Below are 15,313 nucleotides of genomic sequence, written 5' to 3' on the forward strand. Positions count from 1 at the left end.
CAATTAAGGCGGCTTCATCGTGCTGCTATACAAAAACATATCTTGAAAAGGCTCTAAATCGCCCCCAAAACTACTGCAAGGTACTTCTGTCAATTGTAATCGCGGATTTTGGGTTGGAACGCTTTCTTGACCGTGAAAATTTTTTTTGCTAATATAACTCTAACTGACGAAATTTCAAATAAGATTAATTTAATTAAAACTAGATTATAATTCCTGTTTTTCTTATTAATTGTTGTAGCCAAAGTTTTCCTAGGTTAAACGCTCCGGCCACGACCGCCACGGTTATGATATCAAGCGTGAACATTCCATAAACAGTCAACCTCAACCGGAAAAGGAGGAAACCATGGGCAAAAGGAAAAAAATTCACGCGGCCATACCTGAATTAAAAAACGAATTAGCGAAAGGTAATCTATCCCGCCGGGATTTTATCCGCAACGCGACACTGTTAGGTGTATCAGCGGCTGCAGCCAGCCAAATGGCGGGGTTCATGTTACCGAAAAAAGTTTTCGCCGCGACACCGCGTAAGGGTGGATTCGTCCGGATGGCCGCCGAAATGCACGGTCCTGATGATCAGATGGACCCCATCGTCGCAACATCCACCATCGATTACACCCGCATGCATGTGGTTTATAACGGCCTAGTTCAAATTCTTGATAACATGAGCCTGCATCCTGAGTTGGCAGGGGAATGGTCAGTTAACAAGAGCGCCACCGAATACACCTTCAAGATCCGAAAAGGTGTGCATTTCCACGACGGGTCTCCCATGACCGGACACGATGTAGTCTGGAGCATGCGCCGTCATCTCGGTAAGGATTCACCTTCCGTGATCAAGGCCTTAATGGCTTCGGTGGACGAATGGAAACTTGTTGACACGTATACCGTAAAAGCAATCCTCAATTCACCGGACGCTGACCTGCCGGCCAAACTTGGGGAAAAACAGGCCAAGATCGTCAAGAAAGATACAAAGGATTTTAAGAAAGGGAATGGTACCGGTCCCTTTGTGCTGAAATCGTTTGAGCCGGGCGTGAAATCGACCCACGCGCGGAACAAAGATTACTGGCGTGATCGTCCTTACCTGGATGAGGTGGAAATCACTGCGATTACCGATCCCATTGCCCGTGTAAATGCGCTGATTGCCGGTGACGTACAACTCATTACCGCGGTTGACGCCAAGAGTATCCGGTTGGTCGAGCAAGCTCAGGGTGTTCATATCAGTTCAACACCAACAGCTACTTACGGCGGCATCTGCTGTCTCAAAAACACAATGCCCGGCAAGGACGATGATTTTGTCAAGGGCATGCAGTACATTCAGGATCGCGAGCGTATTGTACGGTCCATTCTCAAGGGGCATGGCATGGTAGGCAATGACCAGCCGATTTCACCGGCATTTGGAAAGGACCATTGCCATGAATTACCGCAACGCGAATATGATCCTGATAAGGCAAAGTGGCACCTCAACAAGGCCGGGATATCCACGGCTGAACTCTACACCGCTCCGATCATTCCGGGTCTTGAGGAAATGTGTCTCCTGATGCAGGCTAATCTGAAGAAGATCGGATTCGATCTCAAGATCAAGAGAATGCCCACTGATGGATATTGGGGCTCGGTCTGGATGAAGGAACCCATGAACGTGGTTACCTGGAACATGCGCCCCACAGCCAACGCCATGCTGGCACTTCAGTTTGCACCCGGAGGCGCGTGGAACGACACTTTCTGGAATAACGAGCGGGTTGGAGAACTGCTGAAACTCTCTCTGGCTGAGACAGATCCCGTGAAACGTCATGGGATGTATTGTGAGATGCAAACACTGGTGCACAACGGCAGTGGAATGGTAATACCATATCACGTGAATAGCATCGACGGTATCAACGATAAGATTCACGGTATTCCAAAACAGCCACTGGGCTTCCTAGGCGGATGCGAATGGCCTGAGTTCGCCTGGATAGAAGCGTAGGATTGACCGGTAATCAGTAATTATAAAGGCCTGCATGAGTGTATCATGCAGACCTTTTCTTTTTTCATAATCACTCGAATATTTAACCAATTCCTATGAGGCTGTACTGAGAATGCTGCGAAGGGCCATTCTGCGTCGGATTATAATCGGGATTGTAACTCTGTTCGTGGTATCAGTCATGATATTCGTTGGTACCAGTGTGCTCCCGGGGGACGTTGCTGAGATTATCCTTGGGCAGATGGCCACTCCGGATTCTCTGGCAGCCCTGCGTCACGACCTTGGCCTGGACCAACCTGCCTACATACGGTATTTCCTCTGGCTGGGCGATCTGGTGACCGGGGATCTTGGGATATCCAAGGCAGGTGCCGGTTTTGGTACGGTTGGTACGGCGATTTCCACCATGATCAGTAGCCGCTTAATGAATACGTTCCGCTTGGCTGGTATGGTAGCGCTGATCGCAATTCCATTATCATTAACTCTGGGACTTGCTGCAGCAATGTATCCCGGGACACGGTTGGATCGTATTATCACCTTTTCTACACTCAGCCTGATTTCATTACCGGAATTTCTTGTGGCCACCTTTCTGGTGCTCATACTGGCCGTTCAGTTGGGCTGGCTGCCTTCGATCGCCTATATGAGCGGGAATGAGACCGGCCTGCAATTATTGCGGGTCCTGGCCTTGCCGACCCTAACCCTGGTTATTGTAGTATCCGCTCAGATTGTCCGCATGACCCGGGCAACAGTGCTCAATGTATTGAGTTCCCCCTATATCGAAATGGCTATTCTCAAAGGCATGCCCAGGAAACGCATCATTTTACGACATGCACTGTTAAATGCCATTGGTCCCATCGTAAACGTCATTGCACTTAATCTGGCCTGGCTCATCAGTGGAGTGGTTATTGTCGAAACGGTTTTCGCCTATCCCGGACTGGCGAAATTGATGATCGACGGCGTACAGACCAGGGATCTTCCTTTGGTCCAGGCTTGTGCCATGATTTTTTGCACAACCTATGTTGTTTTAATCTTTATCGCGGATATGGTTTCAATTCTGTCGAATCCTCGGCTGCGCCATCCCAGGTAGAAGGCAGCAGGCATGTCGGATATAGACGAAAAAAACGAGCAGTTCGAGGAGCTCTTCGACGCGCCGCCAAGACGCAGCATGAAATTTTCCTGGAGCGGCAAACTCGGAATCAGTGTAGTCGCCTTCTGGATAATCATTGCATTAATCGGCCCCTACATCTCCCCATATCATGAGGCAGACATTCTGGATGAAGCCCTTTTTATCGAACCGGGGAGTGATGACATGTATCCAGCGACTGATTCTCTGAACCCCAGCAAGGTCACCTTTCTCGGAACCGACTATCTGGGCCGGGACATATTATCACGTATCCTGTTCGGTGCCAGGACAACCATAGGCATTTCCCTTGCCGCCACAATTCTGGCCTACTGTATTGGTGTGACCCTGGGTATCGCCGCGGCGGTTGGCGGAGAATCGCTCGACATGATACTCAGCCGCATAAATGATGCCTTCCTATCCATACCGACTATAATGCTGGGCCTTATTGTGATTGCCGCCGTCGGCAGTACCATCCCGATTTTAATTGTGCTTACCGGCTTCATTTATGCCACCAGTGTCTTCCGGATCGCCCGCGCATTAGGTCAGGAAGTTAAGGTAAGTGATTTTGTTGAAGCTGCCAAGGTGCGAGGTGAAGGTTTGAGGTGGATTATTACCCGTGAAATTCTACCCAACATTATCATGCCGCTTGCCACCGATTTTGGGCTGCGGTTTGTCTGGATAATCCTTTTTATTTCCAGTCTGAGTTTTCTTGGACTTGGTGTCCAGCCACCTATGTCGGACTGGGGCAGTATGGTTAAGGAAAATCTTGCAGGCTTGCCCTACGGTTCCATTGCTCCTTTAGTACCGGCTTTGGCCATTGCCACTCTTACCATATCGATAAACATGATCGTAGACGATGTTTCCGCTCATTCCGGCGGAAAACTGGCAAAAAGAATGATCTGATGTCCGCGCTTCTGGAAGTAGACCTGCTAAAAATCGACGCTCGAAAAGACGATGGTAGTTTTTTGCCTATTGTAAAAGGTGTGAGTTTTAATGTTGAGCGCGGTGAAGTGGTTGCCCTGATTGGCGAGTCCGGGTCGGGGAAAACCACAATTGCGCTTTCCGCATTAGGATATACCAAGCCTGGGCTTGTATTTGCTGGAGGTGAGGTCAGACTCAACGGCCGGGATGTTATTTCCATGCCGGACGATGAAAAACGGAGCATTCGAGGAAAAAACGTGGCATACTTGGCGCAGAGCGCCGCCGCCGCCTTTAATCCGGCGCTGACCATTGGAGAACAGGTGACTGAATCAGCCGTGATTCAAGGCCAGATGAGCCATGAGGAAGCAAACCAGCGTGCCGAATCACTTTATCGCGCCCTGGAATTGCCCGATCCTGACCGGCTGGGAAGACGTTATCCGCACCAGGTTTCCGGCGGACAACTGCAAAGACTTATGGCCGCCATGGCACTTTGCGGTAAACCTGATCTTTTGTTGTTGGATGAGCCTACCACGGCACTGGATGTTACCACTCAGATCGAGGTTTTAAAGGCGTTTAAGGCCGTGATCGAGCAGGAAGGATCAGCCGCGGTGTACGTGACACACGATCTCTCGGTTGTCGCACAGATCGCCGACCACATTGTTGTTCTCTACGCTGGAAAAGTCCAGGAGCGAGGAACAACCGAACAGATCGTCAACCAACCGAGGCACAGTTATACCCGGCACCTGATGGCCGCAGTCCGGCCTCCGCCTGCCGCGGGACAAGGTGACGATCTCGATAACGGTTATAAGCGAGATGTTCCCGCCCTGGAAGTAAGAGATATAACCACGGGGTACGGTAAAAGGACAGGTCGGAGGGCTCTGCCCATGGTTCTGCGTGATGTAAATGTGACTATCGAACGCGGGCACACCGTGGGTGTTATTGGAGAGTCCGGATGCGGTAAGTCTACTCTGGCCAGGGTCATGTCAGGGCTGCTTCCAGCAAAAATGGGTGTAGTGTTGCTGAACGGCGAACCACTCGAGCCCGATCTCAGGAATCGCACTCGGGAACAACTTCAGAAAGTACAGTTTGTCTTTCAGATGGCGGACACCGCTCTTAATCCGCGTCAGAGAATCGATAATGTTCTAGGCCGCCCCCTCTCTTTTTACCTGGGTATGCATGGTAATGAAAAACGGCAACGCATAGGGGAGTTGCTTAGCATGGTCGAATTGTCACCGGAACTGGCTGGCCGTTATCCTGAGGAATTATCTGGCGGGCAGAAACAGCGGGTCAACCTGGCCCGGGCACTTGCTGCTTCCCCAGAGGTGCTTCTTTGTGACGAAATTATTTCATCGCTCGATACCATCGTGGGTGCTAACATCATTGAACTTCTCAAGCGGCTGCGTCAGGATACCGGGGTATCGTTTGTTTTCATCAGCCATGACCTGTCAACTGTCGCCTCTTTTGCGGATGAAATCATAGTCCTCTATGCGGGACGCGTTGTTGAACAGGGACCAACAGACCTGGTTCTCTCCCCTCCATACCATCCCTATACGCGCCTCCTTATATCCTCAGTGCCTGAGTTGCGGGTTGGATGGCTGGAAGAGGCCATGGAGACCCAGGAAGCGCAAGCTGGGATTGATCGTGTCGTCACGTTAACTGAGATCGGATGCCCGTTTTTCGACCGGTGCCCCCGGGCGATTGACGGCACCTGTGATCGGGTTGATCCGCCGATCAGAGATATTGGAGACGGACATACCATCGAGTGCCATCGCTCCAGCGAAGAGTTTGTGCGTTAATAGATAAGAACGGCCGTCACGTTTGGTTTTTCCCCCGCCCTTCTATGATCATTTTTTTAGTGAGAAAAAGTGAGTTTGCCGGGATTGACGTAGACTTAGTCTATGCCTGAATCTTGCCTTGGTCTTAAAGATATCCCCTGACGATCACAACAGTCCCTGAACCTTTGATAAGATAGAAATATCTCAATGCCCTGAAATTTGTGATAAGAGAATAGTATCATGAAACCCCAGCAAGGGAGCCATTGATTCTAAATGGCGGAGTAAAAATGAAGCGGGTGGCGGTCGAATAGTGTGACACCCAGCTCATAACGGGAATGCCTGACTCTGAAATCCATTCTCCATGCTTCCCATATGCTTCCCAGGAAGAAAAAGGACTAAAGCTAACTAGCCTAAGCCCTTGAAATCATTGGCTCCCCGGGACGGACTCGAACCGCCGACAAAGTGGTTAACAGCCACCCGCTCTACCAGCTGAGCTACCGGGGATACCTTATTTATCTTTTATCTCTTATCGCCTTTTTGGTCAATAGGGATTTATATTTTTTCGCTACTCCTCAGGCGCGTCTGCCTCTGCCCGCTTCGCAATCTTCTCATACTCGGCATTGACCCGATTTTCAATCTTAGCCACGGTCTTTTCATCCAGGTGCCGGAAGCGGCCTTGAGGCTGAAAGTATTCCTGGAGCGGCTTAGGCTTGTTGACCTTGCGGTTCAGGATATACTTTCCGTTAATGATCTCATAGAGCGGAAAAACGCGGGTTCGCACCGCCAGCCGGGCGCTTTCCACGGCCAGCTCCGGCCTCATGCGCCAGCCGGTCGGGCAGGGGGAGAAGATATGGACATAAGCCGGACCCTCGATGGCGACCGCCTTTCTGATTTTGTTCATGAGATCGAGGTGGTAAGCCGGGGAAGCCGTGGCGACGTAGGGGATGTCATGAGCGGCTGCGATGGCAGGCATGTTCTTCTTCTGGGTATGCTGTCCCTGGGAATATTTCCCCGGAGGCGTGGTCGTGGTCATGGCGCCAAAGGGCGTGGCTGAAGAACGCTGGATGCCCGTGTTCATGTAGGCTTCATTGTCCAGGCAGACATATACGAAGTCATGACCGCGTTCCAGGGCCCCGGACAGGGCCTGGAGGCCGATATCGGCCGTGCCGCCGTCACCCGCGATGGCCACCACCGGAATCCTCTTTTTGGGGAGATACCCCTTGCGTATCATGACCTTATGGGCGGCTTCCACTCCAGAGGCCACTGCGGCCGCATTCTCAAAGGCCGCATGAATCCAGGGCACCCGCCATGAGGTCTGAGGGAAGGTGGAGGAAACCACTTCCATGCACCCCGTGCAGGAGACAGCCACCATTTCCGGGCCGATGGCCTTCATAAGCAGTCTCAAGGCCAGGACCTCGCCACAGCCCTGGCAGGCGCGATGACCGGAGGCAAAGGGCTCGACCTCAGGGATGGTCTTGGCTGTTATCTTAGTGAAATTTTTTAGAGCTTCGGCTGTCATTCCATCACCCCCACCATCTCGTAACGGTCCTGGCCTTTTTCAGGCAGAACCTGGCACTGTTCATAGATATATTTGAAATCGTCGCGCGGGGCGTCCCGGCCGCCCAGGCCCAGGGTGAACCCAAAGATATGGGGCCGGTTCGCCATAGGATAAAGCAGGGACCTGATTTCCATAAGTACCGGACCGCCGTGAGAGCCGAGGGTCATACAGCGGTCAATCACGCCGATCTTCCTGGCGCTAGCCACAGCGGCCCTGAACTCCTCATCCGGGAAGGGACGCCAGAGCCTGATCTTAAGCAAGCCGACTTTTTTACCATCGGCCCGCATCTCATCCACCGCGGTCATGGCTGTCTCGGCGATGGAGCCCATAACTACCAGGATGGTGTCGGCGTCTTCGGTGTGGTAGGCCTCGAGTGGGGCGTATTTTCGGCCAAAGATCTCCGCGAACTCCTGCCAGACTTTGAGGATGGTTTTTTTGGATTCCAACAAAACCACGTCCGTCACCTTTCTGGTTTCAGTATAGATCTCAGGGATACCGAAAACCCCCATGCTAACCGGATTGTCCGGGTCCAGACGGATGGCCGGTTTGTAAGGCGGTAAAAACCTGCTCATCTCCTCAGGTTCTGTAAAGATCACCGGCTCGACAACGTGACTCAAGGTAAAACCATCCAGGTTGACGGCCACCGGGAGCATGACCTCAGGGTCCTCAGCGATGCGAAAGGCCTGGAGGATCAGGTCATAAACCTCCTGCCCGTTTTCAGCGAAAAGCTGAATCCAGCCGGTGTCCCGTTCGGCCATGATATCGGAATGATCGCTCCAGATGGAGATGGGCTGTGACATGGCCCGGTTGACTACGGCCAGTATAATCGGCAGCCTCAAGACCGGCGACATATATAAAAGCTCGTGCATCAAGGCCAGTCCCTGGGCGGAAGTGGCAGTGAATGTCCGCGCCCCGGTGGCTGAGGAACCAATGCAGGTGCTCATGGCCGAGTGTTCTGACTCCACAGGAACAAACTCCGCGTCCAGTTCACCATCCGCGACCAGTTCGGAGAGATGCTCGACAATGTGGGTTTGAGGCGTAATGGGGTAGGCGGCGATCACATCCGTGTTGGCCATTTTAACCGCCTCGCTCAGAGCCAGGGAGACTTCGATACCAACTCGTTTTACCATAGGTTAGACCTCCTCCGGGATTATTGCGATGGCATCGGTCGGGCATTCATGGGCGCAGATGCCGCAGCCCTTGCAGTAATCCAGATCAACCTGGTAATATTTCTCTTCCGCTCCCATATCGTGATATGCCCCTTCCGGGCAGTAGATATAGCACAGCCCGCAGTAAGTGCATTTCTCCCGATCCAAGACCGGCCGCTGGGATCGCCAGTCACCGGTTTTGTAATCCATGGTGCTGCCCGGCTCAAGCACGTAGCAGCCGAAAGGCATCTCCTTCCAACTCAAAAGCGCATCTATTTTAGGCACCTTATTCCTCCAGTCTTGTTTCTGAAAAGGCACGCTCGTAAGCCTTCTGATTTTTCGGAGCGATAGAGCCGAAACGCCTGGCCAGGGGGCCGTTGATCGCTTTGGGATCAATGAGGCCCGTGGCCTTGATCAAGGCGCCGAGCATGACCGTGTTGGTAATGGGCAACCCCAGTGTTTCCGTGGCAATCCCGGTAGCGTCCACCAGGGCCAGCTTCTGAGCGAATCCGTATTCGGTCCGGATATCTGCTGCATCACGATTCGTATTGATGATCAGCATCCCGTCATTGTGAAGACCCTCGTCAACCTTGGTGATGTTCATCACGGTCGGGTCCAGAACCACCACGATATTCGGTTCATAGATCTTTTCTCGAAGACGGATCGGCTGCTCGTCAACCCGCAGGTAGGCGGTCACCGGGGCGCCGCGGCGTTCCGGGCCAAAGCTGGGAAAAGCCTGGGCGAACTTCCCCTCTTCAATCGCCGCCAAGGCCATTAGCTCAGCCGAAGTTACCGCACCCTGGCCTCCCCGGCCATGAAATCTGACTTCGATCATTTTTAACTCCTCAGGTGAAAATTGGCTCCCGCTACGAAGCTTCTCATTTATCTTGTTCGTCCCTTTGTTGTCAAGTTTAAATTTCCATTTTTATAAGAAATTTATCTACCTGGCCCGTACTCAGAGCATATTTAGACTACCTTCGATCTGGCTTTCCAGAGGCAGACCCACCAGACCGGTCCGGGCGACCTCCTTGACCTTGAATCCTTCCAGGGCCCGCATGATGGTATTGACCTTACGGGCGTCTCCCACGAACTCCAGGGTCATGGTCTTATCGGTAATATCCACCACGGTTGCCCCAAAGGTATTGGCCGTGTTGATGACCTCCGCCCGTTTGTCCACCGGCGAATAAATGGTCAGCAGGACGAGCTCCCGGGTGATGGAGCGGGAATAACTGAGGTCCTGGACCTTGATGACGTCAATGAGCTTACGCAGCTGCTTGGTCACCTGCTCCAGGATAGCCTCATCGCCAGCCACGACGATGGTGATGCGTGTCACGTCCGGGTTTTCAGTCTCACCGGCGGCGATACTTTCAATATTATAACCTCGCCGGGTGAACAGGCCAGCCACGTGAGACAGCACGCCGGGGTGGTTGCGCACCAGGATGGAGATCATTTTGTGCATCATTCTTCTTCTCCTTCTCCGATGAAATCCGTTTGCCCGCCCCCCGGTGGAATCATGGGAATGACGTTTTCCTCCGGAGCAATACGGAAATCAATCAGGATCGGACCGTCCATGTTAAGGGCCTTTTCGATGGTCGGCTTGACCTTGGCCGGTTGGGTCACCCGAAAGGCAGGGATCTCGTACCCGGCAGCCACCTTGCAGAAGTCCGGGTTAAACTCCAGATGAGTGTGTGAATAGCGGCGCTGGTGGAAGATTTCCTGCCACTGCCGCACCATGCCCAGGTAGCCGTTATTAAAGATGAAGATCTTAACCGGTATGCTGTGCATCCGAACCGTGGCCAGTTCCTGGATACACATCTGGAAACTTCCGTCCCCGGAGAGGGCCACGACGGTCATGTCCGGCCGGCCGATTTGCGCCCCGATGGCGGCGGGGAACCCGAAACCCATGGTGCCCGCTCCGCCCGAGGAGATGAAGCGACGGGCTTCGCTGGTCTTGTAGTAAAGAGCGGCCCACATCTGATGCTGCCCCACGTCGGTGGTCACGATGATCTCTCCCTTGGTCATCTCACTTAAGGTCTGGATGACAAACTGGGGCTTGAGAGGACCGCTGTGATCAAAGGTCAGAGGATATTCCTGTTTCAAGTGAGCGATCCGGTTCAGCCACCTTTTTCGGTCCTGGGCCTGGATTTTCTGATTGAGCATGGCGAGGATGCTCTTGAGGTCTCCAACAATAGGGATGTCCACGGCCATGCGTTTTCCGATCTCAGCCGGATCAATGTCAATGTGAATAATCTTGGCCAGCGGGGCGAATTTCTGGACATTGCCTGCGACGCGGTCGTCGAATCGCACCCCCATGGCCATGATCAGATCGGACTCATGGATGGCGTAATTGGCATATTTGGTGCCATGCATTCCCAGCATGCCCAGAGAGAGCGGGTCGTGCTCCGGAAAGACGCCTTTCCCCATCAGGGTCGTGGTAATGGGGATCCTGGTTTTCTGGACAAACTTCCTGAGTTCATCACTGGCCTCGGAACTGACCACCCCGCCGCCGGCGTAGATCACCGGCCGTCGAGCGTTCTTGATGGCCTGGACAATGGCCTCGATCTGCCGCGGATGGCCTTTGGTCAAAGGAGAATAACCGGGGAGCCTGACCGAGCCGATCTTCCTGGGCCTGACCTCAGCGGCCTGGATGTCCTTGGGGATGTCAATCAATACCGGTCCGGGCCGGCCGGTTTTGGCGATGTGAAAGGCCTCCTTGATGACGCGCGGCAGGTCATTGATGTCCCTGACCAGGTAGTTGTGTTTGGTGATGGGAATGGTGATGCCATAGATATCGGCTTCCTGGAAGCTGTCGTTGCCAATCATGGGCACAGCCACCTGGCCGGTCAGGGCGACTATGGGAATTGAGTCCATGTAGGCGTTGGACAGACCGGTAACCAGGTTGGTCGCTCCGGGTCCGGAAGTGGCCATGCAAACCCCGGTCTGGCCCGTGGCCCGGGCAAAGCCGTCGGCGGCGTGCGCCGCGCCCTGTTCGTGCCGGGTCAATATATGACGGATGGGCGCATCGTAAAGCACGTCATAAATCGGTATGACCGCTCCTCCGGGAAAGCCGAATATCGTTTCTACACCCTCATCAATCAAACCTTGAATAATGATTTGAGCCCCTGTCTTCTTCCCTGTGGTCATCTTCAGGCCTCCCGCCTGTTGTTTACCGCCTTTCTTAAGGTGGCTTCGTCCACGTACTCCAAGTCCGCTCCTAAAGGCATACCCTGTGCGATGCGGGTGACCCGCACCCCCTTCTCCTTGAGGAGATCGGCCAGATAGTTGGCCGTGGCCTCTCCTTCGACGCTGGAACCCGTTGCCAGCAGGACCTCCTGAGCATCCCCCTTTTCCACGCGAGCCAGTAGTTCCTTGATGTATAAATCTTCAGGACCTATCCCGTTCAAAGGCGATAAAACTCCACCCAGGACATGATAACGGCCTTGAAAAACCCCGGTCGCCTCCAGGGCCATCACATCCCCAGGGCCCTCGATCACACAGATGATCCCTGTGTCCCGGTTCGGGTCTCGACACATGCGGCAAGGGTCCTCTTCGGTAAAATTATGGCACACGCTGCAGAAAAGGATCTTTTCCTTGACCTCGAGGATGCTTTTAGCCAGGGCCTGCACCCTGTCCTCAGGCTGGCGCAGAATAAATAAGGCCAACCTGGTTGCGGTCTTGCGGCCGATCCCCGGGAGGCGGCTCAGGTTCTCAATTAAATTCACCAAAGACGGGGGGTGGTATGCCATATGCGCTCCGTATAAAGCGGTTAAATTTAAAAACTAGGTTATTAGAACAGGCCCGGGATCTTCAGGCCGCCGGTAATCTTTTGCATCTCTTCAGCCATCATGTCCCTGGATTTTTGCAAGGCGTCATTAACCGCGGCCAGTACTAAATCTTGAAGCATCTCGATGTCTTCCGGGTCCACGACCTCCTGCTCCACCTTGAGCGACATGATCTCCTGCCGGCCGTTGGCCACCACTGTGATCATACCGCCGCCCGCGGTGCCTTCAACCGTCTTTTCCGCCAGTTCTTCCTGGATCTCCATCATCTTCGCTTGCATCTTCTGGGCCTGTTTCATCAAGCCCCCCATGCCAGAAATGTTTTTGAGCATGTCTGCCTCCCTTGTTCAATTGGTATTCGTAAGTATTTTTACCAGCTTCGCACCCAAAACCTCCTGAGCCGATTTGATCATGGGATGCTGGCGAATCGTTTCTTCGGCCCGTTTGCTTTGTTCTGCGTTCCGGCCGGGCTTTGCCTTGGCAGAAGGCTCTGCCTTGACCGGTCTGGCATTTATTTTAATCTCCGGCCGGGCCTGGAGATATTCATTGATGAGTTCCACCAGCCGGTCCCGGTCGTGGTTGACGAAAGCGACCTCCGGCTCACTGGGGAATTCAAGCTCAACCGTTTCAGGAGTAAAAGCCTTGACTTCTGCTTTTTCAAGCAAAGAAAGGAGGAGCCGATTATTTTTTTCCTTGAGAGTGGATAAAAAGTCAGGCCATTCAGGTTTTCCGCCTGGCACGGGCTGAAAGAACGGTTCCGCTTCTTCCGGCGCGGCGCCGGTTTGAGCGGGAGCCGCTTCGAGGGGCTGTTCCACTAGGTCCGGGCCTTTCTCAGGCGGCGAGCCTGAAACCCGCCTGAAATCGCTGGCTCGAACGTCCGGGCCCACTGAACCAAGCAAGGCCTCCAGGCGGGAGGCCAGTTCTGCTACCGACTGAAGCGGCTCCACTTGGGCCAATCCAACCATCAAGGCTTCCAGGACCAGCTGGGGCCGGGTTGAGCGGCGCAATTTTTCCATGCGTTCCAGTAAGGCGTTGAAAAAGAAATTCAGGGTCTCCAGGCTTGAATCGGCTGCAATATCTTTTAACTCCTCCAGTTCGGCGTCCAGCATGTCCAGGATCCTCCCCGGGTCAGGAGAAACCTTGCACACAACCAGGGACCGGAAGTACTCCAGAAGCTGGGTTACGAACTCCTTGGTGTCATATCCATAAGTATAGACCCGGTCCAGAAGCTCCAATGCCTGGCTGGCGTCTCCGGCCAGGAGCGCCTTGGCCGAGCCTGAAATCAGGGCCCGATCAATAAGCCCCAGGGCTTCGACCACGTTTTTGTCTGCCACCCTGGTCCCGGAAAAGGCAATGACCTGATCGAGAAGACTCAGAGAATCCCTTAAACTCCCCTCAGACTCCCGGGCTATGATCCTGAGAGAAGTCGGGCTGATCTCGATGCCTTCGTTTGAAGCGACCTGTTCCAGCCGGCCCACGATGGCCTTTAGGGTTATGCGTTTGAAATCATAGCGCTGGCAGCGGGAGAGAATGGTGGCCGGGACCTTGTGAGGCTCGGTGGTGGCAAAGATGAAGACCACGTGGGCCGGAGGCTCCTCGAGTGTCTTGAGGAGAGCATTGAAAGCCGGTGCGGTCAGCATGTGAACCTCATCAATGATATAGACCTTGAACGAGCCTTTGCTGGGCAGGTATTTAACCATTTCCCGCAGCTCCCGCACCTCATCAATACCGCGGTTGGAAGCCCCGTCTATCTCGAAGACGTCAATGGCCTGGCCGGAGATGATCTCGAGGCAGGCGTCGCATTGCCCGCAGGGACGCTCGTCAACTTCAACCCGGCAGTTAAGCGCCATGGCCAGGATGCGGGCCACCGTGGTCTTGCCCACGCCCCGGGCCCCGGCAAAAAGAAAGGCGTGAGCGACACGGTCGGTTTTAAGGGCGTTGGTCAGGGGCCGGGTCACGTGCTCCTGCCCGACCACGTCTGCAAAGACGAGCGGGCGATACTTACGAGCCAGAACCAGATAAGACATAAGATTAGCCAGAAGAAACTTTATTTAATGATACTATACATCCTTAAAAACGGCTGCGACCGACAAGGGTTTGTTTCTGCCGGTCACAACGAACGATCTTTTTCCCTGCAGCCGGACATGATCTGGGCTGCGGGTTTTATATGATGGCGGAGAGAGAGGGATTCGAACCCTCGGTACGCCTTGTGAGCGTACACACGATTTCCAGTCGTGCTCCTTCAGCCAGCTCGGACATCTCTCCTGTATCTGCCTCACATTCATCCATTTTATTTTACTTCAGGGAGGGACGGTCTCCTTCTTTTATACTGGCGGAGAGGGTGGGATTCGAACCCACGTGCCCGGCTCTTCACCGGACAAGACGATTTCGAGTCGCCCCCGTTACGACCACTTCGGTACCTCTCCTTTTTTTAAAAAACTCCTGCATCAGGGCCTGGCATTCGTTGGCCAGGACGCCGCCTGTGATCGCAAGGCGATGGTTGAGCCCTTCAACCTCGGCCAGGTTGATGAGCGAACCGACCGCGCCCGTCTTCGGCTCCCGAGCGCCGAAGACCAGCCGCGCCACCCGGGCGTGAATCATGGCCATGAGGCACATGGGGCAAGGCTCGATGGTCGAGTAAAGGCTCGCCCCAGTGAGGCGGTAGTTGCCTCTTTTCATACCAGCTTGCCTCAGGGCCAGGATTTCGGCGTGGGCCGTAGGGTCGTTGAGGATAACGCTAGCGTTGCCGGCGCGGCCGATAACGCTGCCATCTTCATCCACCACAACGGCTCCGGCCGGAACCTCTTGCTCAGCCCCAGCCTTTCGGGCCTCGGCCAAGGCCAGACGCATGAATACTTCGTCCCTATTCACCCTTTACAGAGCCCTGATTACTAAGTAATTTACGTTATCAGACCGAGAATAAAGTGTCAATATATCAACGATCCAGTGTCAATAGCAAATTAAAATGTCCGGTGTTCATAGCACATTAAATGTCCGGTTGCTTTTTTTTGGTTTCTGTTTATCATTCAATTGCACCATGTGAGGATAGGGCCACGCTGGG

At 53.6% G+C, this 15,313-nt stretch carries 13 protein-coding genes, 3 tRNA genes and 1 pseudogene; 4 read left to right on the plus strand and 13 right to left on the minus strand.

All coding sequences use genetic code 11. The features are described 5' to 3' along the window. Nucleotides 1-343 precede the first annotated feature (343 nt). The 4 genes from JRI95_12025 (at nucleotide 344) to JRI95_12040 (ending at nucleotide 5,788) form a co-directional block, all read left to right on the plus strand. Complete coding sequence (locus JRI95_12025) at nucleotides 344-1,954, plus strand: ABC transporter substrate-binding protein (protein MBW2062273.1); 1,611 nt, start codon at nucleotides 344-346, stop codon at nucleotides 1,952-1,954. A gap of 112 nt (nucleotides 1,955-2,066) precedes the next feature. Beyond that, nucleotides 2,067-3,035: an ABC transporter permease gene (locus JRI95_12030; protein ID MBW2062274.1), complete on the plus strand. Its 969-nt coding sequence runs from the start codon at nucleotides 2,067-2,069 to the stop codon at nucleotides 3,033-3,035. A gap of 78 nt (nucleotides 3,036-3,113) precedes the next feature. Beyond that, the gene (locus JRI95_12035) at nucleotides 3,114-3,974 is read left to right on the plus strand and encodes an ABC transporter permease (protein ID MBW2062275.1); all 861 of its coding nucleotides are present in this window, start codon (nucleotides 3,114-3,116) and stop codon (nucleotides 3,972-3,974) included. Further along, nucleotides 3,974-5,788 (plus strand): ABC transporter ATP-binding protein, encoded by a 1,815-nt coding sequence (locus tag JRI95_12040; GenBank protein ID MBW2062276.1) that lies wholly within the window; start codon nucleotides 3,974-3,976, stop codon nucleotides 5,786-5,788. The genes JRI95_12035 and JRI95_12040 overlap by 1 nt, the downstream gene beginning before the upstream one ends. 407 nt (nucleotides 5,789-6,195) lie before the next feature. Here the strand turns inward: JRI95_12040 and JRI95_12045 are convergent. From JRI95_12045 to tadA, 13 genes and pseudogenes are all read right to left on the minus strand, one after another. Then, nucleotides 6,196-6,271: transfer RNA gene (locus JRI95_12045), tRNA-Asn, on the minus strand. Nucleotides 6,272-6,332: 61 nt separating this feature from the next. Beyond that, nucleotides 6,333-7,286: a pyruvate synthase subunit beta gene (locus JRI95_12050; GenBank protein ID MBW2062277.1), complete on the minus strand. Its 954-nt coding sequence runs from the start codon at nucleotides 7,284-7,286 to the stop codon at nucleotides 6,333-6,335. Next, the gene (gene porA, locus JRI95_12055; protein ID MBW2062278.1) at nucleotides 7,283-8,455 is read right to left on the minus strand and encodes a pyruvate ferredoxin oxidoreductase; all 1,173 of its coding nucleotides are present in this window, start codon (nucleotides 8,453-8,455) and stop codon (nucleotides 7,283-7,285) included. The genes JRI95_12050 and porA overlap by 4 nt, the downstream gene beginning before the upstream one ends. Before the next feature lie 3 nt (nucleotides 8,456-8,458). Continuing rightward, nucleotides 8,459-8,722, minus strand: a complete 264-nt coding sequence (locus tag JRI95_12060; protein ID MBW2062279.1) for a 4Fe-4S binding protein — start codon at nucleotides 8,720-8,722, stop codon at nucleotides 8,459-8,461. 37 nt (nucleotides 8,723-8,759) lie between these two features. Further along, nucleotides 8,760-9,308: a 2-oxoacid:acceptor oxidoreductase family protein gene (locus JRI95_12065; protein MBW2062280.1), complete on the minus strand. Its 549-nt coding sequence runs from the start codon at nucleotides 9,306-9,308 to the stop codon at nucleotides 8,760-8,762. Between the two features lie 120 nt (nucleotides 9,309-9,428). After that, nucleotides 9,429-9,932, minus strand: coding sequence for an acetolactate synthase small subunit (ilvN, locus tag JRI95_12070; protein MBW2062281.1), 504 nt, complete (start codon nucleotides 9,930-9,932; stop codon nucleotides 9,429-9,431). After that, nucleotides 9,932-11,617, minus strand: coding sequence for a biosynthetic-type acetolactate synthase large subunit (gene ilvB / locus JRI95_12075; protein ID MBW2062282.1), 1,686 nt, complete (start codon nucleotides 11,615-11,617; stop codon nucleotides 9,932-9,934). Before ilvB ends, ilvN begins: the two co-directional genes overlap by 1 nt. A gap of 2 nt (nucleotides 11,618-11,619) precedes the next feature. Next, on the minus strand, nucleotides 11,620-12,219 hold the full coding sequence (gene recR, locus JRI95_12080; protein MBW2062283.1) for a recombination protein RecR: 600 nt from the start codon (nucleotides 12,217-12,219) through the stop codon (nucleotides 11,620-11,622). A gap of 41 nt (nucleotides 12,220-12,260) precedes the next feature. Continuing rightward, nucleotides 12,261-12,563 (minus strand): YbaB/EbfC family nucleoid-associated protein, encoded by a 303-nt coding sequence (locus tag JRI95_12085; protein MBW2062284.1) that lies wholly within the window; start codon nucleotides 12,561-12,563, stop codon nucleotides 12,261-12,263. Nucleotides 12,564-12,599: 36 nt separating this feature from the next. After that, nucleotides 12,600-14,279 carry a DNA polymerase III subunit gamma/tau gene (gene dnaX / locus JRI95_12090; protein MBW2062285.1) on the minus strand — a complete coding sequence of 560 codons (1,680 nt, stop codon included), beginning with the start codon at nucleotides 14,277-14,279 and terminating at the stop codon, nucleotides 12,600-12,602. Between the two features lie 144 nt (nucleotides 14,280-14,423). After that, nucleotides 14,424-14,517: transfer RNA gene (locus tag JRI95_12095), tRNA-Ser, on the minus strand. 65 nt (nucleotides 14,518-14,582) lie between these two features. Further along, nucleotides 14,583-14,678, minus strand: a tRNA-Ser gene (locus JRI95_12100). Continuing rightward, nucleotides 14,665-15,102, minus strand: a pseudogene (gene tadA / locus JRI95_12105) (tRNA adenosine(34) deaminase TadA). Before tadA ends, JRI95_12100 begins: the two are co-directional and overlap by 14 nt. Between the last annotated feature and the right edge of the window lie 211 nt (nucleotides 15,103-15,313).

Source organism: Deltaproteobacteria bacterium (genome assembly GCA_019308995.1).
GTDB lineage: Bacteria > Desulfobacterota > Desulfarculia > Adiutricales > JAFDHD01 > JAFDHD01.